General features: G+C 54.3%; 15 protein-coding genes. 4 read left to right on the plus strand and 11 right to left on the minus strand.

Annotated features, from left to right (window positions below):
* Positions 1–70: 70 nt before the first annotated feature.
* The 4 genes from rlmH to V4U88_RS07615 all read right to left on the minus strand — a co-directional run bounded on the left by rlmH (position 71) and on the right by V4U88_RS07615 (position 3,969).
* Positions 71–550 carry a 23S rRNA (pseudouridine(1915)-N(3))-methyltransferase RlmH gene (rlmH, locus tag V4U88_RS07600; protein ID WP_334072657.1) on the minus strand — a complete coding sequence of 160 codons (480 nt, stop codon included), beginning with the start codon at positions 548–550 and terminating at the stop codon, positions 71–73.
* Between the two features lie 614 nt (positions 551–1,164).
* Positions 1,165–1,332 (minus strand): CxxH/CxxC protein, encoded by a 168-nt coding sequence (locus V4U88_RS07605; RefSeq protein ID WP_148454035.1) that lies wholly within the window; start codon positions 1,330–1,332, stop codon positions 1,165–1,167.
* A 147-nt stretch (positions 1,333–1,479) separates the two neighbouring features.
* Positions 1,480–2,925 (minus strand): CAP domain-containing protein, encoded by a 1,446-nt coding sequence (locus tag V4U88_RS07610; RefSeq protein WP_334072658.1) that lies wholly within the window; start codon positions 2,923–2,925, stop codon positions 1,480–1,482.
* A 135-nt stretch (positions 2,926–3,060) separates the two neighbouring features.
* Positions 3,061–3,969: an EamA family transporter gene (locus V4U88_RS07615; protein WP_334072659.1), complete on the minus strand. Its 909-nt coding sequence runs from the start codon at positions 3,967–3,969 to the stop codon at positions 3,061–3,063.
* Between the two features lie 121 nt (positions 3,970–4,090).
* Here V4U88_RS07615 and V4U88_RS07620 point away from each other — a divergent pair, with 121 nt between their 5' ends.
* Positions 4,091–4,990 (plus strand): AraC family transcriptional regulator, encoded by a 900-nt coding sequence (locus V4U88_RS07620; protein ID WP_334072660.1) that lies wholly within the window; start codon positions 4,091–4,093, stop codon positions 4,988–4,990.
* A gap of 172 nt (positions 4,991–5,162) precedes the next feature.
* Here V4U88_RS07620 and V4U88_RS07625 read toward each other — a convergent pair whose 3' ends face one another.
* Both V4U88_RS07625 and V4U88_RS07630 read right to left on the minus strand, forming a co-directional pair.
* Entirely contained in the window at positions 5,163–5,456 is a 294-nt protein-coding gene (locus V4U88_RS07625) for a hypothetical protein (protein WP_334072661.1), read from the minus strand.
* A gap of 36 nt (positions 5,457–5,492) precedes the next feature.
* Entirely contained in the window at positions 5,493–6,749 is a 1,257-nt protein-coding gene (locus V4U88_RS07630) for a S1C family serine protease (RefSeq protein WP_334072662.1), read from the minus strand.
* Positions 6,750–7,119: 370 nt separating this feature from the next.
* Here V4U88_RS07630 and V4U88_RS07635 point away from each other — a divergent pair, with 370 nt between their 5' ends.
* The gene (locus tag V4U88_RS07635) at positions 7,120–7,329 is read left to right on the plus strand and encodes a hypothetical protein (RefSeq protein WP_334072663.1); all 210 of its coding nucleotides are present in this window, start codon (positions 7,120–7,122) and stop codon (positions 7,327–7,329) included.
* Here the strand turns inward: V4U88_RS07635 and V4U88_RS07640 are convergent.
* The 5 genes from V4U88_RS07640 to yycF all read right to left on the minus strand — a co-directional run bounded on the left by V4U88_RS07640 (position 7,298) and on the right by yycF (position 12,945).
* Positions 7,298–8,104, minus strand: a complete 807-nt coding sequence (locus V4U88_RS07640) for an MBL fold metallo-hydrolase (RefSeq protein ID WP_334072664.1) — start codon at positions 8,102–8,104, stop codon at positions 7,298–7,300. The genes V4U88_RS07635 and V4U88_RS07640 overlap by 32 nt on opposite strands.
* A 7-nt stretch (positions 8,105–8,111) precedes the next feature.
* The gene (gene yycI / locus V4U88_RS07645; protein WP_334072665.1) at positions 8,112–8,861 is read right to left on the minus strand and encodes a two-component system regulatory protein YycI; all 750 of its coding nucleotides are present in this window, start codon (positions 8,859–8,861) and stop codon (positions 8,112–8,114) included.
* A gap of 256 nt (positions 8,862–9,117) precedes the next feature.
* Positions 9,118–10,410, minus strand: a complete 1,293-nt coding sequence (locus V4U88_RS07650) for a YycH family regulatory protein (RefSeq protein WP_334072666.1) — start codon at positions 10,408–10,410, stop codon at positions 9,118–9,120.
* The gene (gene walK, locus V4U88_RS07655) at positions 10,407–12,230 is read right to left on the minus strand and encodes a cell wall metabolism sensor histidine kinase WalK (RefSeq protein ID WP_334072667.1); all 1,824 of its coding nucleotides are present in this window, start codon (positions 12,228–12,230) and stop codon (positions 10,407–10,409) included. The genes V4U88_RS07650 and walK overlap by 4 nt, the downstream gene beginning before the upstream one ends.
* A 1-nt stretch (position 12,231) precedes the next feature.
* A complete protein-coding gene (yycF, locus tag V4U88_RS07660) occupies positions 12,232–12,945 on the minus strand; it encodes a response regulator YycF (protein WP_334072668.1) in 714 nt (237 codons plus the stop codon).
* A gap of 200 nt (positions 12,946–13,145) precedes the next feature.
* Between yycF and V4U88_RS07665 the strand changes: the two genes are divergently transcribed.
* Both V4U88_RS07665 and V4U88_RS07670 read left to right on the plus strand, forming a co-directional pair.
* Positions 13,146–13,826: a response regulator transcription factor gene (locus V4U88_RS07665; protein ID WP_334072669.1), complete on the plus strand. Its 681-nt coding sequence runs from the start codon at positions 13,146–13,148 to the stop codon at positions 13,824–13,826.
* A complete protein-coding gene (locus tag V4U88_RS07670) occupies positions 13,823–15,202 on the plus strand; it encodes a HAMP domain-containing sensor histidine kinase (RefSeq protein ID WP_334072670.1) in 1,380 nt (459 codons plus the stop codon). Before V4U88_RS07665 ends, V4U88_RS07670 begins: the two co-directional genes overlap by 4 nt.
* Positions 15,203–15,293: the final 91 nt, after the last annotated feature.

The following is a 15,293-nucleotide window of genomic DNA, read 5'->3' on the forward strand; positions in this document are numbered from 1 at the left end:
TTTTTGCAATCATTTCTCTTCTCTATTACTGAACTATTTTACAACTACCACCTCTCGTTAAGATTTTACGTCATTTATGATACGGTTCCCCCCGATTAATCTTCACCGCGCGATAAATCTGCTCCACCAGCACCAGCCGCATGAGCTGGTGCGGCAGCGTCATGCGCCCGAAGCTGAGCTTCTGCTGGGCGCGGCGCAGCACGTCATCGGAGAGCCCGTGGCTCCCGCCGATGACGAACACCACATGGCTCGTCCCGTACGTACCGAGCCGGTCCAACTGCGCGGCGAGCTCCTCCGAGCTCCACAGCTCGCCGCCGATCGCCAGAGCGATGACATGGGCATCGCTCTTCACGTGCGCCAAGATGCGCTCGCCCTCTCGAGCCTTCACGCCAAGCACCTCCGCCTCGCTCATCGTCTCCGGCGCTTTTTCGTCGACCACCTCCGTCATCTGGAATTTTACATACGGCCCCAGCCGTTTGGCGTATTCCGCTATCCCCTGGACCAGGTATTTTTCCTTCAGTTTGCCGACTCCGATCAGTTGAATAAGCATGGCTACCTCCCGCATCTGCCTCAAAATATATTATGATTATACTTTAGTCTCCCGCCGCAACAAAACGACACCCAGGTGTGAAATGTTCTCCCCATGGCTGTTCTCACCAATCCACTTTAACCACCCCGGGAATCCTTTCTCACTCTTGCCATGTCTACCGCATTGTCGCGCTGCTGATCCCTCGCCGTCAGGATATCGAGGACATTATGACCTGGAAATGGCGGAATAAAACACATACGGAAAGAGGGCAGCCTTTAAGACGGGTCCTCCTTTTTCTGCGAGACCGGAGGCCCCGTCGCAACACATTAACGGGAAAACCTCCCGCTAATTCGGTCCGAATCCCACGAAACTCGAAATTACCTGGAATTTCTCCCGTTAATCCTCCCCCGGCAAGGCGGTTTTGGGCCATGTTCCGCTAAATTAGCTGGAGCTTTTCCAGGTAATTGAATCCCGGAAGTTAGAATCTGCCGCATTAGCTGGAGAAAATCCCGCTAAACACCTCATCGCCTTGACAATGAACGGACTGTCCGAAGTTCACTCTCCTTTTCCACGCAAAAAAGGCGGTTTCCTCCCGCAAGTGGAGATGACCGCCCCATCCATATTATAGTCCATTCCTATACGATCAAAAACCTCGCCTCATGCTCGCATTCCTGGCATTTTACCGGCGGATCCCAATCGATAAATTTTGTGTGCTCCAGGTCTACCACATCCGGCGCGTCCTCAAACTCGTCGACAAACATGTCGATCGCCAGCTCCACATGATCTTTGCATACTACGTACATTCGCTCAAAGCATCCTTTCTTGCCGCCATCGCGGCGGGCTCCGTATTTACAGGTTGTCCTTTATTTGTTCTACCATACTCGGCCCAAAAAAGGAACCGTCCAAATCACACCGGACCGGACGGCTCCTGCCAAATGCTCCGCATTTCCTCAACGCGGCGTATAGAAATTTTGCGTGAAGTACGTATGGTATTCACTCTTGTCCGAACCCAACGCCATGCCAACGCCCAGCGTCGTGAATCCGCTTTTCAGAATATTGGCCCGGTGGCCCGCGGAGTTTATCCAGCCGTTGTAGGCTTCAATCGCATCGTCATAACCGGCCGCGATATTTTCGCCCCACGTGCGGTATTCCTTCAGGCCCTGTGCCGCCATCCGGTCCCCGGCCGACAGTCCGTCCGGGCTATCGTGCTCGAAGTAATTCCGCTTGGCCATATCCTGGCTGTGCAGCCGGGCCGCGACGGCGGCCTTGTCGTTCCAGGCCAGCGGCTGAAGACCTTTTTTCACCCGGAACGCATTGGTCAAGTCAAAAACTTCCCGCTCCGTCGCACCCAGAACCGCCTCTGTCGGATTACCTGATTTCACGCCGTCAAAATAAACCTTCTCCTGTACCAGCACGCCATCGACGCTTCCGCCCTCATGGGAATCCAGGAATAAATGCAGATAGCTTCCTTCGGTCCGGTAGTTCAACGTGCGGCCTTTCGTCTCCTCGGCTTTGCCCCAAAGCTGTTCCGCCCGGGATTTGACTCCCTTTAGCCCCTGGGTGTCCCCGGCTTCAAACTGCCAACCCTCGGCATTGGAATATAGAGCGACTACCCGTCCTTCCGCAATCCCGATCTGCGCAAAGCGCTTGTAGTCGCTGTTGTAGATGTACCAGGCCATTTTGTGGCCGGTCACATCCTTACGGGCCGGTTGGCCCAGCAGTTCCACGACCTTCGACTCGACATCGCCGATCGCCACGCCTTGCAGTGAGATTCCCGCTTCCGCCTTCGCCGGCTTGTCCGCCGCCGCTGGTACATCGCCCGAAGAGGATGTCTGCTGCTTCAATCTATACAAAAAAGTCTGCGCCTCCGCACGGGACAGCGCATCGTTCGGAGCAAAGCCCGCCACGCCGGAAGAACCGGCCTTCCCCTGCCCCAGACCTTTGTCCAGCACCAGTTGAACCGCTTCCGTTTCCGCTAACTGCTGACCCATGACGGCCGCCATCAAACGCGCCACCTGGCCGCGGGTAATCTTCTGTTCCGGCTGATTCGCCACGGGCCAGCCCGCATCCGAAGCCACTTTGTAATAAGGGGTGTACCATGGCCCCCCCGTCTTGTTCTCCCCGACGGTTTTCTCCGGATAGGCGCGAACCAGCATAACCAGAAACTCCGATTCCGTAACGGCCTGCGTAGGCCGGAAGGTCCCGTCCGGATATCCGCTCGTCACCCCGTTCTCCTGCGACCACATCACCATGTCGTAGGCCCAATGCGACCCCGGTACATCCGAAAACCCGGCCGCCTTGGCGACACCTGCCGGTCCCGCCGCACCCATTAAGGCTGCTCCGGCCATCCCAAAGATGGTGAGACTACTCATTCCCCGCTTCAGCATTCTCTTCATCGTTCTTTGTCCTCTCTGCACTAAGCTGAAAAATTCTTTTCCCGTTAGTTCGACAAAAAACGATGAATTCCTTTAATATTTAACAGTTTTCTTCCCCGGTTCCCTGGCCTCCAAATGATGTAGAATCGATCGTTCTCACCTATCGCTTGATGAAGCGTCTTTGTTAAAAGCCAAGAAAAGAATCATTGCCATGATGCAAGATGTCCCTATCCATTGAAACAAACCGAAGGAATCCTTTAACCAAAAAACGGTTGTCAATACAGCCGCTAATGGCTCTATGCTTCCCAAAAGACTTGACTCTTTTGGAGATAAACTTTTTAAACTTTCGATAGAAAACCAAAAAGCCAGCATCGTGCCAAAAATAATCACAAAAATCAAATATAAATAGGCTTCTAAGGGTAGGTTCGTAAATTTCATATGCCAAGGCGGGTGGATAAAACTCAAGGCCACCCCCCCGATGATCATAGCCCAGCCAACAATAACCAGCGAATCGTATTTCTCGAGGAATCGGACCGCATACAAGGTATAAAAGGCAAGGGCAAACCCGGATAATAATCCCCAAATAACTGCATCTGACGGTACGGATAATTGAGACAATGAACCGTCGGTCAGTAGGAAAAAACAACCCGTTAAAGCAAGCGATACCGTATACATATCTTTCTTTTTTGGAGCGGATTGTTTACTGACAAATAAGTATATAATAATGATTACAGGTGCCAGATATTGCAATAACGTTGCTACAGCAGCGTTTCCCCTTTCTATAGAAGCCATATAGGTGTATTGAACCCCGAGCATACCCACTAATCCAAATATAAGGAGTTGAAAGGAAAACTTTTTATTTTTCCAGATCTCAAGAATGCTTGTACGGCCTTTTCTAAAAGATTGCACCCCCAGGAGTAACAATCCGCCAATGAGTAACCGAATCGTAACGAGCCACCCCATATCGATGCCGTATTGTTGGAATAGCTTTTTTGCAACTGTACCGCCAATCCCCCAAAATATAGCGCCAGTTATGATGAAGAAAATACCTCTCCCTCTACCCATAGCCAACCCCCGCTAAAGTATTAAAATTGTGTTTTATTTTGACTATAATAAAGAGAAAATGTCTAAATATATACTAAAATCAAATAATAAAATATAAATATATTGAGATTGGGGCCTGTCAATGCAAATCAAAGATTTCGCCGTTGATCCAAATTTTAAAGAGCTGACGGAACATCGTACCACCGTGTTGCCCATCGCATGTTATCACACAACGATTAGTCACAATATAAATGGCTATATCCCTTTGCATTGGCATGAAGAGTTTCAATTTGTTCTCATCATGAAGGGACAAGCTGTCTTCCAAATCCAAGAGGAAAAAGTGACGATGGACGAAGGGGACGGACTATTTATCAATAGTGGTTGCCTCCACCTGGCCAAAGACGATAACCATTCGGGATGCGTTTATATTTGTTTAAATGTTTCTCCGAGTTTTATTCTCTCGCAAGAACTTTTTAGAGCTTATGTGTATCCTTATATAGGAGCGACGAACTTACCTTACATTCGCCTGACTACCAAGGAGGACTGGGCAAAAAACATCGTCGATGCCATGCTGGAGATTGACCGTTTGATCCGGCAGAGTTCAGCTTTTTATGAAATAGATATTACGATACAGTTAGCTCATATTTGGAGAAATTTGGTCGCTAGTGGTTTTCAATTAGAGTACAAAGAAGCTGAGATGTTAAAGAATCATAGAATGAAGAAAATGCTGAATTGGATCCATCTCCATTTTGCCGAGAGGATCGTTTTAGAGGATATCGCAAGGGAAGGGCAATTGAGCAGGTCCGAATGTTGCCGCTATTTCAAACGGTTTCTAAAGAAAACCCCTTTGAATTATGTGATGGAATACCGCATTCAAAAAAGCCTGACATTACTGCAACAACCCGAGTACAATGTCACCGACGCGGCTTATCAAGTAGGATTTAATAGTACAAGCTACTTCATCCATCAATTCAGAAAATCCATGAATATGACCCCGTTAGCCTACAAAAAGCAGCACCCTGTCAGGTTGGATGCAACGTGAGTACACATTAACGGGATTTCCTCCCGTTAATTCCGCTCACTCGGCGCTGTCCGGCCCATTTACCTGGAATTTCTCCCGCTAATTCCCCCGAATCCGGCCGCTCCGGGCCGATCACGGCAAATTAGCGCCACTTTTTCCAGGTAATCCCTGCCTGCGCCCGGTCTGCGCCGAATTAACGGGAGGTTTTCCCGTTAATTCTCCGCGGGGCCAAACACGGCCAAACGCGGGCCAAGCCCGTGGTTTTCCCGTTAATCCGCCGGTGGGGGGAATAGCGCAGGAGCCGAGGCGTTGACGCCAGCGGTGGCACCGTCACCGTCACCGGCGAGGACTCTGCGCCGTTGAGGGCTCCGCACCGGCAAGCCTCCCCGCCGGTGAGCACGCCGGCCGGAGCGAAGCCTTGCCGACCCACAGCTACCGCCGCCGACCCGCCCGCACAAAAAAGACCCCGCCCACACCGCAGCGCCATTCGGCTGCTGCGTATGCAGGGGGATCTTCCGCAGTATTATTTTTCGGCTTCCTCGGCCTCCAGTTCCGTCTCGGACGGCTTGTCGGTGAGCTTCACGGTCGCCGTATGCGGCTCGCCGTCCCGGTAGTAGGTGACTTCAAGGTCTTCGCCGATTTTCTTGTTCTCGTAAAGGTATCTGCGCAGCTCCAGCGTCGAGGTGATCGGCTGTTTGTCGAACTGCGTGATGACGTCGTTCAGCTTCAAGCCGGCTTCCTTGGCCGGTCCGTGCGCTTCGAGCACGATCACGCCCTCGGTCACATGGCTCGGCAGCTTCAGATCCTGCTGCTGCTCCTCGGTGATCTCGGCGTAAGGATTGTTCAAGTCCAGCGTGTACACGCCGAGGTATGGGCGGACGACCTTGCCGTACAGCATCAGATCGTCGACCGTCTTCATCACCTCGTTGATCGGGATGGCAAAGCCGAGCCCCTCCACGCCGGTATCCGAAATCTTCATCGTGTTGATGCCGATCAGCCGGCCGTTCAAATCGACGAGCGCCCCGCCGCTGTTGCCTTCGTTAATGGCCGCGTCGGTCTGAATGACCTCCTGCTCCCAGTCATAAATGCCGTCCTGACTCAGGGAGATCGGAATCATCCGGCTCGTATAGCTGACGATGCCCGAAGTGAGCGTGCCGCCCAATCCCAGGGGATTGCCGACCGCGATCACCGTCTCGCCGGGGCGGAGCTTCTTGGAATCCCCGATGTCGATCACGGCGCTGATGCCTTTGTCATCCACTTCCAGCACGGCGATGTCGTTGATGGAGTCTTGCCCGATGATAGCGGCTTTCCGGGAGCCTCCGTTACTCGTCACGACCTCCAGATTATCAGCGCCTGAAATGACGTGCGTGTTGGTGATAATGTAGGCTTTCCCCTTATCCTTCTTAAAAATCACGCCCGACCCGAGCGCCGCCCGCTCCGGGTCTTCCTTCCCGTCAAGCTCGCTGTGGTTAAGAATGCTCACCACGGCCGGAGCCACCTTGGCCGCCGCCGAACTGATCCGGTCGAACGGATCACCTCCGGCAAACGCGATATTGCCGTTCGCACCGGCTTGCCGGGAAGCCGAGGGGAGCCCGGTGATCAAGCTGTACAGCAGCACGGCCAGCACCGCGCTCAGGATGGATGAAACCAGCGTGACCTGGAGCGTAGTCCCTCCGGTCCTCCGCCGGCTTCCCTGCCATTGCGGATTTTTGTCCGAACTTCTGCGAAGCTGGCGTCTGGACACCTTTGTGGAATAAAAGTCATCATCGAACAATCCCATCCCGTAATCTCTCCCTCCATGGCACTACCCGGGCTCCCGCCCATCTATCTTTGTTTCTTTATTACCCAACTGTCGCTGCTCACTTCACTCTATGCGATAACGGCAAATTCATATTCCCGTTCATTGCGGTACTCTCTTAACGTGCTAAATTGGTGGGATGTTGCTCGTTCGAGCAAATTAATTGCTGTCCATTTTACTCCGTTAGGAATGTTTACGGCAAAGTAAGACTACACTAAAGATATAGCGCTAGATTGATAGATTCATTCTACCATAAGCCGGGCAAACTGGCGCAGTTTTCATAAAGGGAATTTTCGGGAGAAAAATACAGTATTCCGTTCGTACCGGCAGTCACTAAAAAGGGGGCTTTGTCATGAATTCGCATTATTCGTCGCCAATGAACGAGGTGAATATCCTCGCCAAGCTGGCAGATATAAAAGAAGAGCATTACCACCAATTGGTAACGCTCAGCGCAATTATGGAGCTGTTGATTGAAAAAGGGATCTTGACCCGGCAAGAGATCGAGCAAAAAGCGGCGGAACTCGACGGTTTTATAATTCCGCCACCGTATCCCACGGCGTAGGCCGGTCGTAGAAAGTGTCCCGCAGCTTGAACTCGCTGTCCTTAAAGAAGCAGCCGCGATCTTCCATCGCGCCCCGCACGGCCATCCGGGCCAGGTCCGGCATATTGTGCTCCCGGCTCAAATGGGCAAGGTACGTCCGCTTGATCCGGCCGTTCAGCAGCTCGCTCAACAGCTCGCCCGTGGCTTCGTTGGACAAGTGTCCCATGTCGCCGAGAATACGGCGCTTGATGTTCCAGGGATACCGGCCCATGCGGAGCATTTCGATATCGTGGTTCGCCTCCAGCACCAGCACGTCGGAATCGGCGATCGCCGCCTTCACCTTGTCGCTGGCATAGCCGAGGTCAGTGCAGACGCTCAGCTTGTCCTTTCCATCGTAGAAGCAATACCCTACCGGCTCCGCCGCATCGTGCGAAATCGCGAAGGATTCCACGCGCAGCGACCCGAAGTCCTTCGCCTCGCCGGTTCCGAACAGGCGGCGGTTCTCCTCCGGAATCTGGCCGATCGCCTTCTCCATAGAGCCCCATGTCTTCTCATTCGCGTAGACCGGTAAATTGTATTTTCTCGCCACGGCTCCAAGTCCCTTGATATGGTCGGAGTGCTCGTGCGTCACCAGAATGCCGCTCAGCTCCTGCCCGGATACCTCGCGCTCCGCCAGCATCTCGTCAATCCGACGGCAGCTGAAGCCCGCGTCGATCATCAGCGTTACCTCTCCGTTCGCAACCAAAGTGGCATTTCCCGTGGAGCCGCTCGACAGCACTGTAAATTTTAAACCCATTTCCCCATTACTCCTTTGCTTTCTCGATGTTCGGACTGATCACGTCGCCGCTGATGCCTTGCACGTAATACTCCGTCCCGCTCTCCAAAATAAACCTCCAGGCCGGAGCCGCCGGCAGGTGCGCATCGGAATTGAACACCTCGCCATAATACCCCAGCTCGATCCCCGTGACGACCGAGCCCTCCGGCAGAAAGTTCTCGATCAAGTTGCCGAGCGCCTTGGAAGCGGACAGCACCCGCTGCCGTTTCTCGCCTTCCGAACTGCTGATCTCGATGCTCTGCTCGCGATAGGAGATAATCTTCTGATTGCTGTAGTACAACCTCAAGTCTATTTTAAACAACGGCCATTTCCCGTCAACCAGCGGATGGAGGACAAACTCCCCGTCCCGGCTCGCCGCCTCGTCATACCGGTAATTTCCGATACCCGGAAGACGGGTCTTTAACGCGCTGACCAGTTCCTTTGGCGTAAAGATCAGCTTGCTGTCCACCGGCGTCGGGAGCTCGACGATATTACCGTTTTGCCCGCCGTTCACGAACCGGTACGATATTTTCGGCAGCTCCGGCGTCTCGCTGGGGATTTTCGCCAGCACCCGAATCCGCTTGTCGTCCATCGCTTTCTGGATATTGCTCTCCAGCGAGGTGAAATCCGGATTGGAGTCCGCCTGCTCCCGCAAATCGTTCCACAGCTGATAGCCCAATACCAGATTCAGCAATAAAAAAGCGTAGATCAGCACGTTTTTCGCGCGGCCCCAATCCATCCTTCCACCTCCATCAAGCTACCTGACTAATATAAATAAATTCCTGCAAATCTGCAGTTTTTTTCTCCTGTTAGGGACAAAATTTCAAAATTCCTGCAAATCTGCAAGCATTTTCGGCGAAACAGCCTTGTGTCTGAAAAATCGCTAAAAATACCTGCAGACTTGCATCTTTTTCACAATACCCTCGCGGATCGGCCTGAATTCCTGCAGATTTGCATCTTTTCAAGTTGGAAATGGGATCGGCAAGATCCCCCCTCTACTGCAAGATCTTTGTCGCGCCGTTGCGGAGCTCGGCCACCCATACGGGCTTCAGCAGCAGCCCGTCCTTGGTCAGGGAAGGCTGGTAAGCCGGATACAGACTGACGATCTCGGCATCTCCCTTCAACCGGGCGACGAATTTCCGCAGCTCGTTCCCTCCGGGCAGATCGACCGTTTTTTTGCTCCAGAACTCGCCCGTCGGATAAATCAAGGAGCGCTGGTAGCCCGTAATCGTCCCCTGCCTTAATTCAAGCGTGATTTCTCCATAGTGGAACGAGGAGATATCAATGATCGGCAGCGCGCCATACTGGCCTTCGCCGTAATACTGCTGAAAAGCTACCGTATGCTGGTCGTTTCCGCTGTCTTCGGTCTCCTTTAGCCGGTACTGGCCGTTCCACCCGCCGTGCTGGTTGACGAAGTCCACCGCGGACAACGCGACGCGCCCGGGGTTGCTCTCTCCGGCAGCCGGCGCCGCCGGGTCGGTATAGTTGATCCAGTTCCGATCCTGCCTCACCTGCAGGCTGCGCTTGCTGTCCGTATAGATCTCGGAGCCGTCTTTTTCCCGGATATACCGGGTGATGCTCGGATCAAAAAACAAACTGCTCTGCATCTGATCCGTCGAGAACACCCCGATCTTCATGCCCGCTTCCACCATGCGGATCGGCTTCTCGGGAAGGTAGTAACCGTTCTCCAACGTATAGGGCACCCATTCCTTGCCGAAGTCAACCTGCTGCTTCACATCCTGCACGGTCAAGTCGGCCTTGGTCGCTTCGTAAACCACATCCCCCCGCGAGCTGAAGAAGAATACCCGCACCTGCGCCCCATCCTCGGCATTATAGATCAGCACCCGGCTGATGCTTTCGCCTTCAAACAGGGAGTCGGGTTCGATCTGCATCACCCTTTGCAGCAATGATACCGGGATGCCGCTGCCGAATTGCAGTTCGATGCCGGGATAGCGGCTGCGGATTTCCGTCCAATCGAGGTTTTCCAGGGCGTACCGCTGAAATCCCTCGAATTGCCGTCCTTTTAGCCGGGAGTAAATCAGGTTGTAAAAGGCCGACTCCGGGTAAAACACCGTGTGCCGGCTGTCGCCCAGATGTACGGCGATTTGCACGGGAAACAGCATCTCTTCCGCTTCCGCTTCCTGTCCCATATCCTCCGTCTTGATATAGTCGCTCGCGGTTTTGACAACCGGGTTGCTGCCCGGCAGGCGGTAGATGAGAAAATAACTCTGCACCAGACTGCACACGACCAAAAGGGTCAGCACCAGCGATTTCACACCTTCCTTCACGCGCCGTCGCCTCCTTGTCCATACTGGGGCAGCGTAAAGGTCACTTTGGTGCCCTTGCCCAGCTCCGACTGTAATGAGATCGTTCCGCCGTGCGCCTTGACGATTTCCCGGGCAATGGAGAGTCCGAGCCCCGTACCGCCCATATTCCGCGACCGGGCCTTGTCCACCCGGTAAAAACGCTCGAAAATCCGGTCCAGATCCTTTTTCGGAATCCCGATTCCGTTATCCTGCACCGAAATTTCCAGCGCCCCGTCTTCCTTGACCCTGGCCTCGAGTCCGATTGTTCCGCCTTCCGGCGTGTATTTCATGGCGTTGGACATCAGGTTGTCGAGCACCTGATCGATTTGGTCGCGGTCCACCCACGCCGTGCTTACCCCGTTGCCGACGAAGAGCGTCGGCTTGATGTCTTTTTCCTGCATCTGAAAAGAAAACCGGTCGGTCACTTCCTCCAGCATCTCCATCACGGGAGCCGGCTGCTTCCGCAGCTGCGCTTCCTTGGAGTCGAGACGCGACAGATGCAGCAGATCGGTCACGAGCCGGATCATCCGCTCGGTCTGGTTCTGAATGACGGAAGCGAATTTCGGCCCAAGCTCCGGGTCCGCCATCGCTCCGTCCTCCAGCGCCTCCGTATAACTCTTGATCGTCGTCAGCGGCGTGCGCAGTTCATGGGAGACGTTGGCCACAAACTCCCGCCGGGACGCCTCCAGCTGCTCCTGCTCGGTGACGTCCTGGAGCACGGCAATGGTGCCCACGACGCCGGTCTCCCGGCGGTGAATCGGCGTAAACGTGACCCGGATCAGGAACGTTTCCCCTTCCGAGGTCTCGTTCTCCAGAATTGTGGAGTGCATCGTCCCCTGCTTCAATATTTCACGTTCTTCCGGACTCAGGCAAAGCAGCGAGATGATGTCGGTTTCGCCGGTCGGGTCCTTGACGATCCGCAGCATTTCCCCGGCCCGGCGGTTCATCAGAATCACGATGCCGGCCTCGTCCGTCGCGATGACCCCGTCGCTCATGTTGGTGAGGATCGAGGCCAGCTTCTCCTTCTCTTCCTCATTCTGGGCCAAGGCGTCGCGCAGCCGGCTGGTCATATAGTTAAACGCCCGGCTGAGCTGGCCGATCTCGTCGTTCCCCAGCACCGGCATCTGTTGGTGAAACTCCCCTTCGGCCACCGCCGTCGCCCGCCTCGTCATTTCCTTGATCGGCGAAGTGATCGTATGCGCCAGGATCACGCCGAGCACCGCGGTCAGCCCAAGCGCCAGCAGAATCCCCGATATAAAAATGTTATTAATCCGTTCCATCGTATCGTACAGCTCGTTCATCGAGGCCGCGATGTAAATCGCGCCCACGATTTTGCCGTCATTGAAGACCGGCTTGGCCACGACTTTCTTGCGGACATTATCCTCGTCGATAATGTATTCCTCGTTGTCGCGAATCCCTTGCAGCGCCCGGTTTACGACCGTCTGCGTATTCTTCGTGCCGACATAATCGGCATGCGAAGGCGTGGATGTGGTCAACACCTTGCCGCTGGCATCCAGCACCTGAATTTCCGCGCCGTTAATGTTGAACAGATTGTTCACCAGCACGCGCAAATTCTCCAGCGACTCCTCCGCCGATTCTCCCGACACGCCCAGGTTCTGCGCCGCCAGCACCGAAAGCAGCTCCGCCCGCTCCTGCAGCTCCTTTGTGAAGTTGTTCGTCAGGGAAGTCTTCATCGCGCTCACAAAATAAACCCCGATCAGTTGCATGGCGATCAGGATCAGGAGCACATAAATAATAATCAGCTTCGCCTGGATCGTACGGAAGAAGGAGGGCAGCTTCATCCTAGAATCCACCCGCCTTGGAGCTGCGCATCATATAGCCGAGTCCCCGCCGGGTCAAAATATACTCCGGCTTGCTCGGATCTTTCTCGATTTTCTCCCGCAGCCTCCGAATGGTCACATCGACCGTCCGGACATCTCCGAAATATTCAAAGCCCCACACCGCCTGCAAAAGATGCTCCCGGGTCATCACCTTCCCGGCATTCTTCACCAGATAATGCAACAGCTCGAATTCCCGGTGGGTCAAATCGAGCGGCTCCTCGTTCTTGGACACCGTATATGTATCGGTGTCCACAAACAGCTCAAACAGGCTGAGGCCCTGCCGTTCATCGGCCCCCTCCGGCGCCGCGGGCTTTTGCTGCCGCCGCATCTGCGCCTTCACCCGGGCCAGCAGCTCGCGGGTGCTGAACGGCTTGGTAACATAGTCGTCCGCCCCAAGCTCCAGGCCCAGCACCTTGTCGATCTCCCCGTCTTTGGCGGTCAGCATGATGATCGGGGTCTGCAGCCTGGCCCGCACTTCCCGGCATACGTCCATGCCATCCTTGCCGGGCAGCATCAGATCGAGCAGAATCAGGTCCGGCTGTTCCGCAAACGCAAGCTCCACGGCCTCGATGCCGTCGAAGGCCAGGATCACCTCGTAGCCCTCTTTTTCCAGATTGAATTTCAATATATCCGCAATGGGCCGTTCATCGTCCACGACCAGAATTTTCCCTTGCATCTTCCCAGTTCACCCCATACTCTCGGGCATTGGCCCCATCTTCCTCTATCTTACCATACCTCCGCCCGCATCAGCCAACGGCTTCCAGGAAGCGGCAGCGCTCAAAATCTGTTGAATCCCCCTCCCTCCTGCTGGTAATCTAGAAACGACGCCAAATAATAGAATTCAGCCGCATACATAGAGAGGGGAACCCGCCTGAGATGACGACCATTCTGGTAGTGGATGACGATCCGAACATTCGGGAACTGATTTGTCTGTATTTAAAAAGAGAAGGCTTTCATTCGATGCAAGCCGCCGACGGAAAAGAAGCGTTGGAAGTGATGGAGCAAACGCAGGCCGATCTCGTGGTGCTCGACATCATGATGCCGGTGATGGACGGCTGGGAGCTGTGCAGGGAACTGCGCAGGCTGTATCCGGACACCCCCCTGCTGATGGTGACGGCCAAGGGCGAAACCGGGCAGAAGGTCAAGGGCTTCAACCTGGGGACCGATGATTACCTCGTCAAACCGTTCGATCCGATCGAAATGGTGATCCGCGTCAAAGCGCTGCTCAAACGATACCGGATTTCGGCCTCGCAGAGCATCCAGTTGGGCCATGTGTGGTTGAACCGCCAAACCTACAAGGTGATCCGGGGCTCGGAGGAGCTGACTCTCCCCCCTAAGGAATTTGAATTATTGTTCAAGCTGGGCAGCTATCCCGGGCAAATTTTTACGCGAGAGCAATTGATTCAGCAAATTTGGGGGGCGGACTACAGCGGGGATGACCGGACGGTCGACGTGCATATCAAGCGGCTGAGAGAACGGTTCGCCCAAGACGCTCCTCCCTCGTTTCGCATCGAGACGGTCTATGGATTGGGGTATCGGATCGAGGTCTTCAAATGATCAAATCACTATATATCCGCATCGTTCTGATGTTTCTGTCGGCCATCATCGTCAGCCTTCTGACATCGGCCATGATCACCGGCTATCTTTACGAAAAATCAGTGACCAACCAGACCCAAACCTATTTGATTCACCTGGGAGAAAGCCTGGTCCGGCTCTTCGAGCGCGCGGGCTTCGACAATCGGGCACTGGTCATGGACGATATCAAGGTGCTTGTTCAGTCCATCAGCTTCGAAATTTACAATGAGAACTTCAACCGGGAAACCTACGGTTACCAAGCGGGGAGTACGTCTTTTGTCAGCAGGGATCAGGTCGAACGGGTACTGCAAGGGGAGACCGTTCAGGGAAAAGCCAGCGATGATAAGATGTTCGTCGGGTTTCGCTTTGAGCACCAAGGGCATGCTTACGCCCTCTTTATTCAGCCGGGTCCGGCCAATCAGGTCGGTTACCCGATCAACAACATCATCCTGACGATGATCGGGATCGTGCTGATCGGCGGGAGCCTGTTTTTTACCGCCGAAGCCACTTTTCTGATTCTGCCGCTGCGTAAAATGACGGAAGCGACCAAACGGATGGCCCGGGGCGATTTCAGCACCGACCTCAAAGTCAGGCGCAAGGACGAACTGGGCGTGCTGGTCAAAAATTTTGACGAAATGCGGCAGCAGCTGCAGCAAATGGAGCAGATGCGGCAGGATTTCGTCTCCAATGTGTCGCATGAAATCCAGTCTCCGCTCACCTCGATCCGCGGGTTCGCCAAGGCGCTGAAAGACGAGACCCACGATGCCAAGGATCACGACCGCTATCTGGATATCATCATTGCGGAGAGCGAACGGATGTCCCGCATGAGTGACAACCTCCTAAAGCTCGCGTCGCTGGATTCCGAGCATCATCCTTTTCATCCGGAAGCCTTCCGGCTGGATGAGCAAATCCGCCAGGTCGTCGTCGGCTTTGAGCGGCAGTGGTCGGCCAAGTCCATCCACATCGACCTCCAACTGCCGGCTGTCGTCATCAAGGGCGACCGTGACGGGCTTAACCAGGTATGGACCAACTTGCTCGGCAACAGCCTGAAATTCACTCCCGAGGGCGGGCATGTCTCCATTTTTCTCCGCCAGGAGATTCATAAAGTGGTCGTAATCTTCAAGGACAGCGGCATCGGCATTCCCGAGGAGGACCAGCCGCATATCTTCGAGAGGTTCTATAAGGTGGACCGCTCCCGAAACCGAAGCCAAGGCGGCAACGGCTTGGGATTGGCGATCGTCAAAAAGATGATCGACCTGCATCACGGCCGTATCCGCGTTCACAGCCGACCGGGCCAAGGAACTTCCATCGCGGTCACCCTTCCCTATTACGGCCTCAAGCCTCCCAAGGAAGTATGAAAGCGATCCTGTAAACCTATGCAATTTTTTATGAAAATGAACTTCATTCACATTCAGTTCACATTCATTTGGTACCCTTCCTTCCAGATAG

The sequence above is a fragment of the Paenibacillus sp. A14 genome, from assembly GCF_036864815.1.
GTDB lineage: Bacteria > Bacillota > Bacilli > Paenibacillales > Paenibacillaceae > Fontibacillus > Fontibacillus sanfengchensis.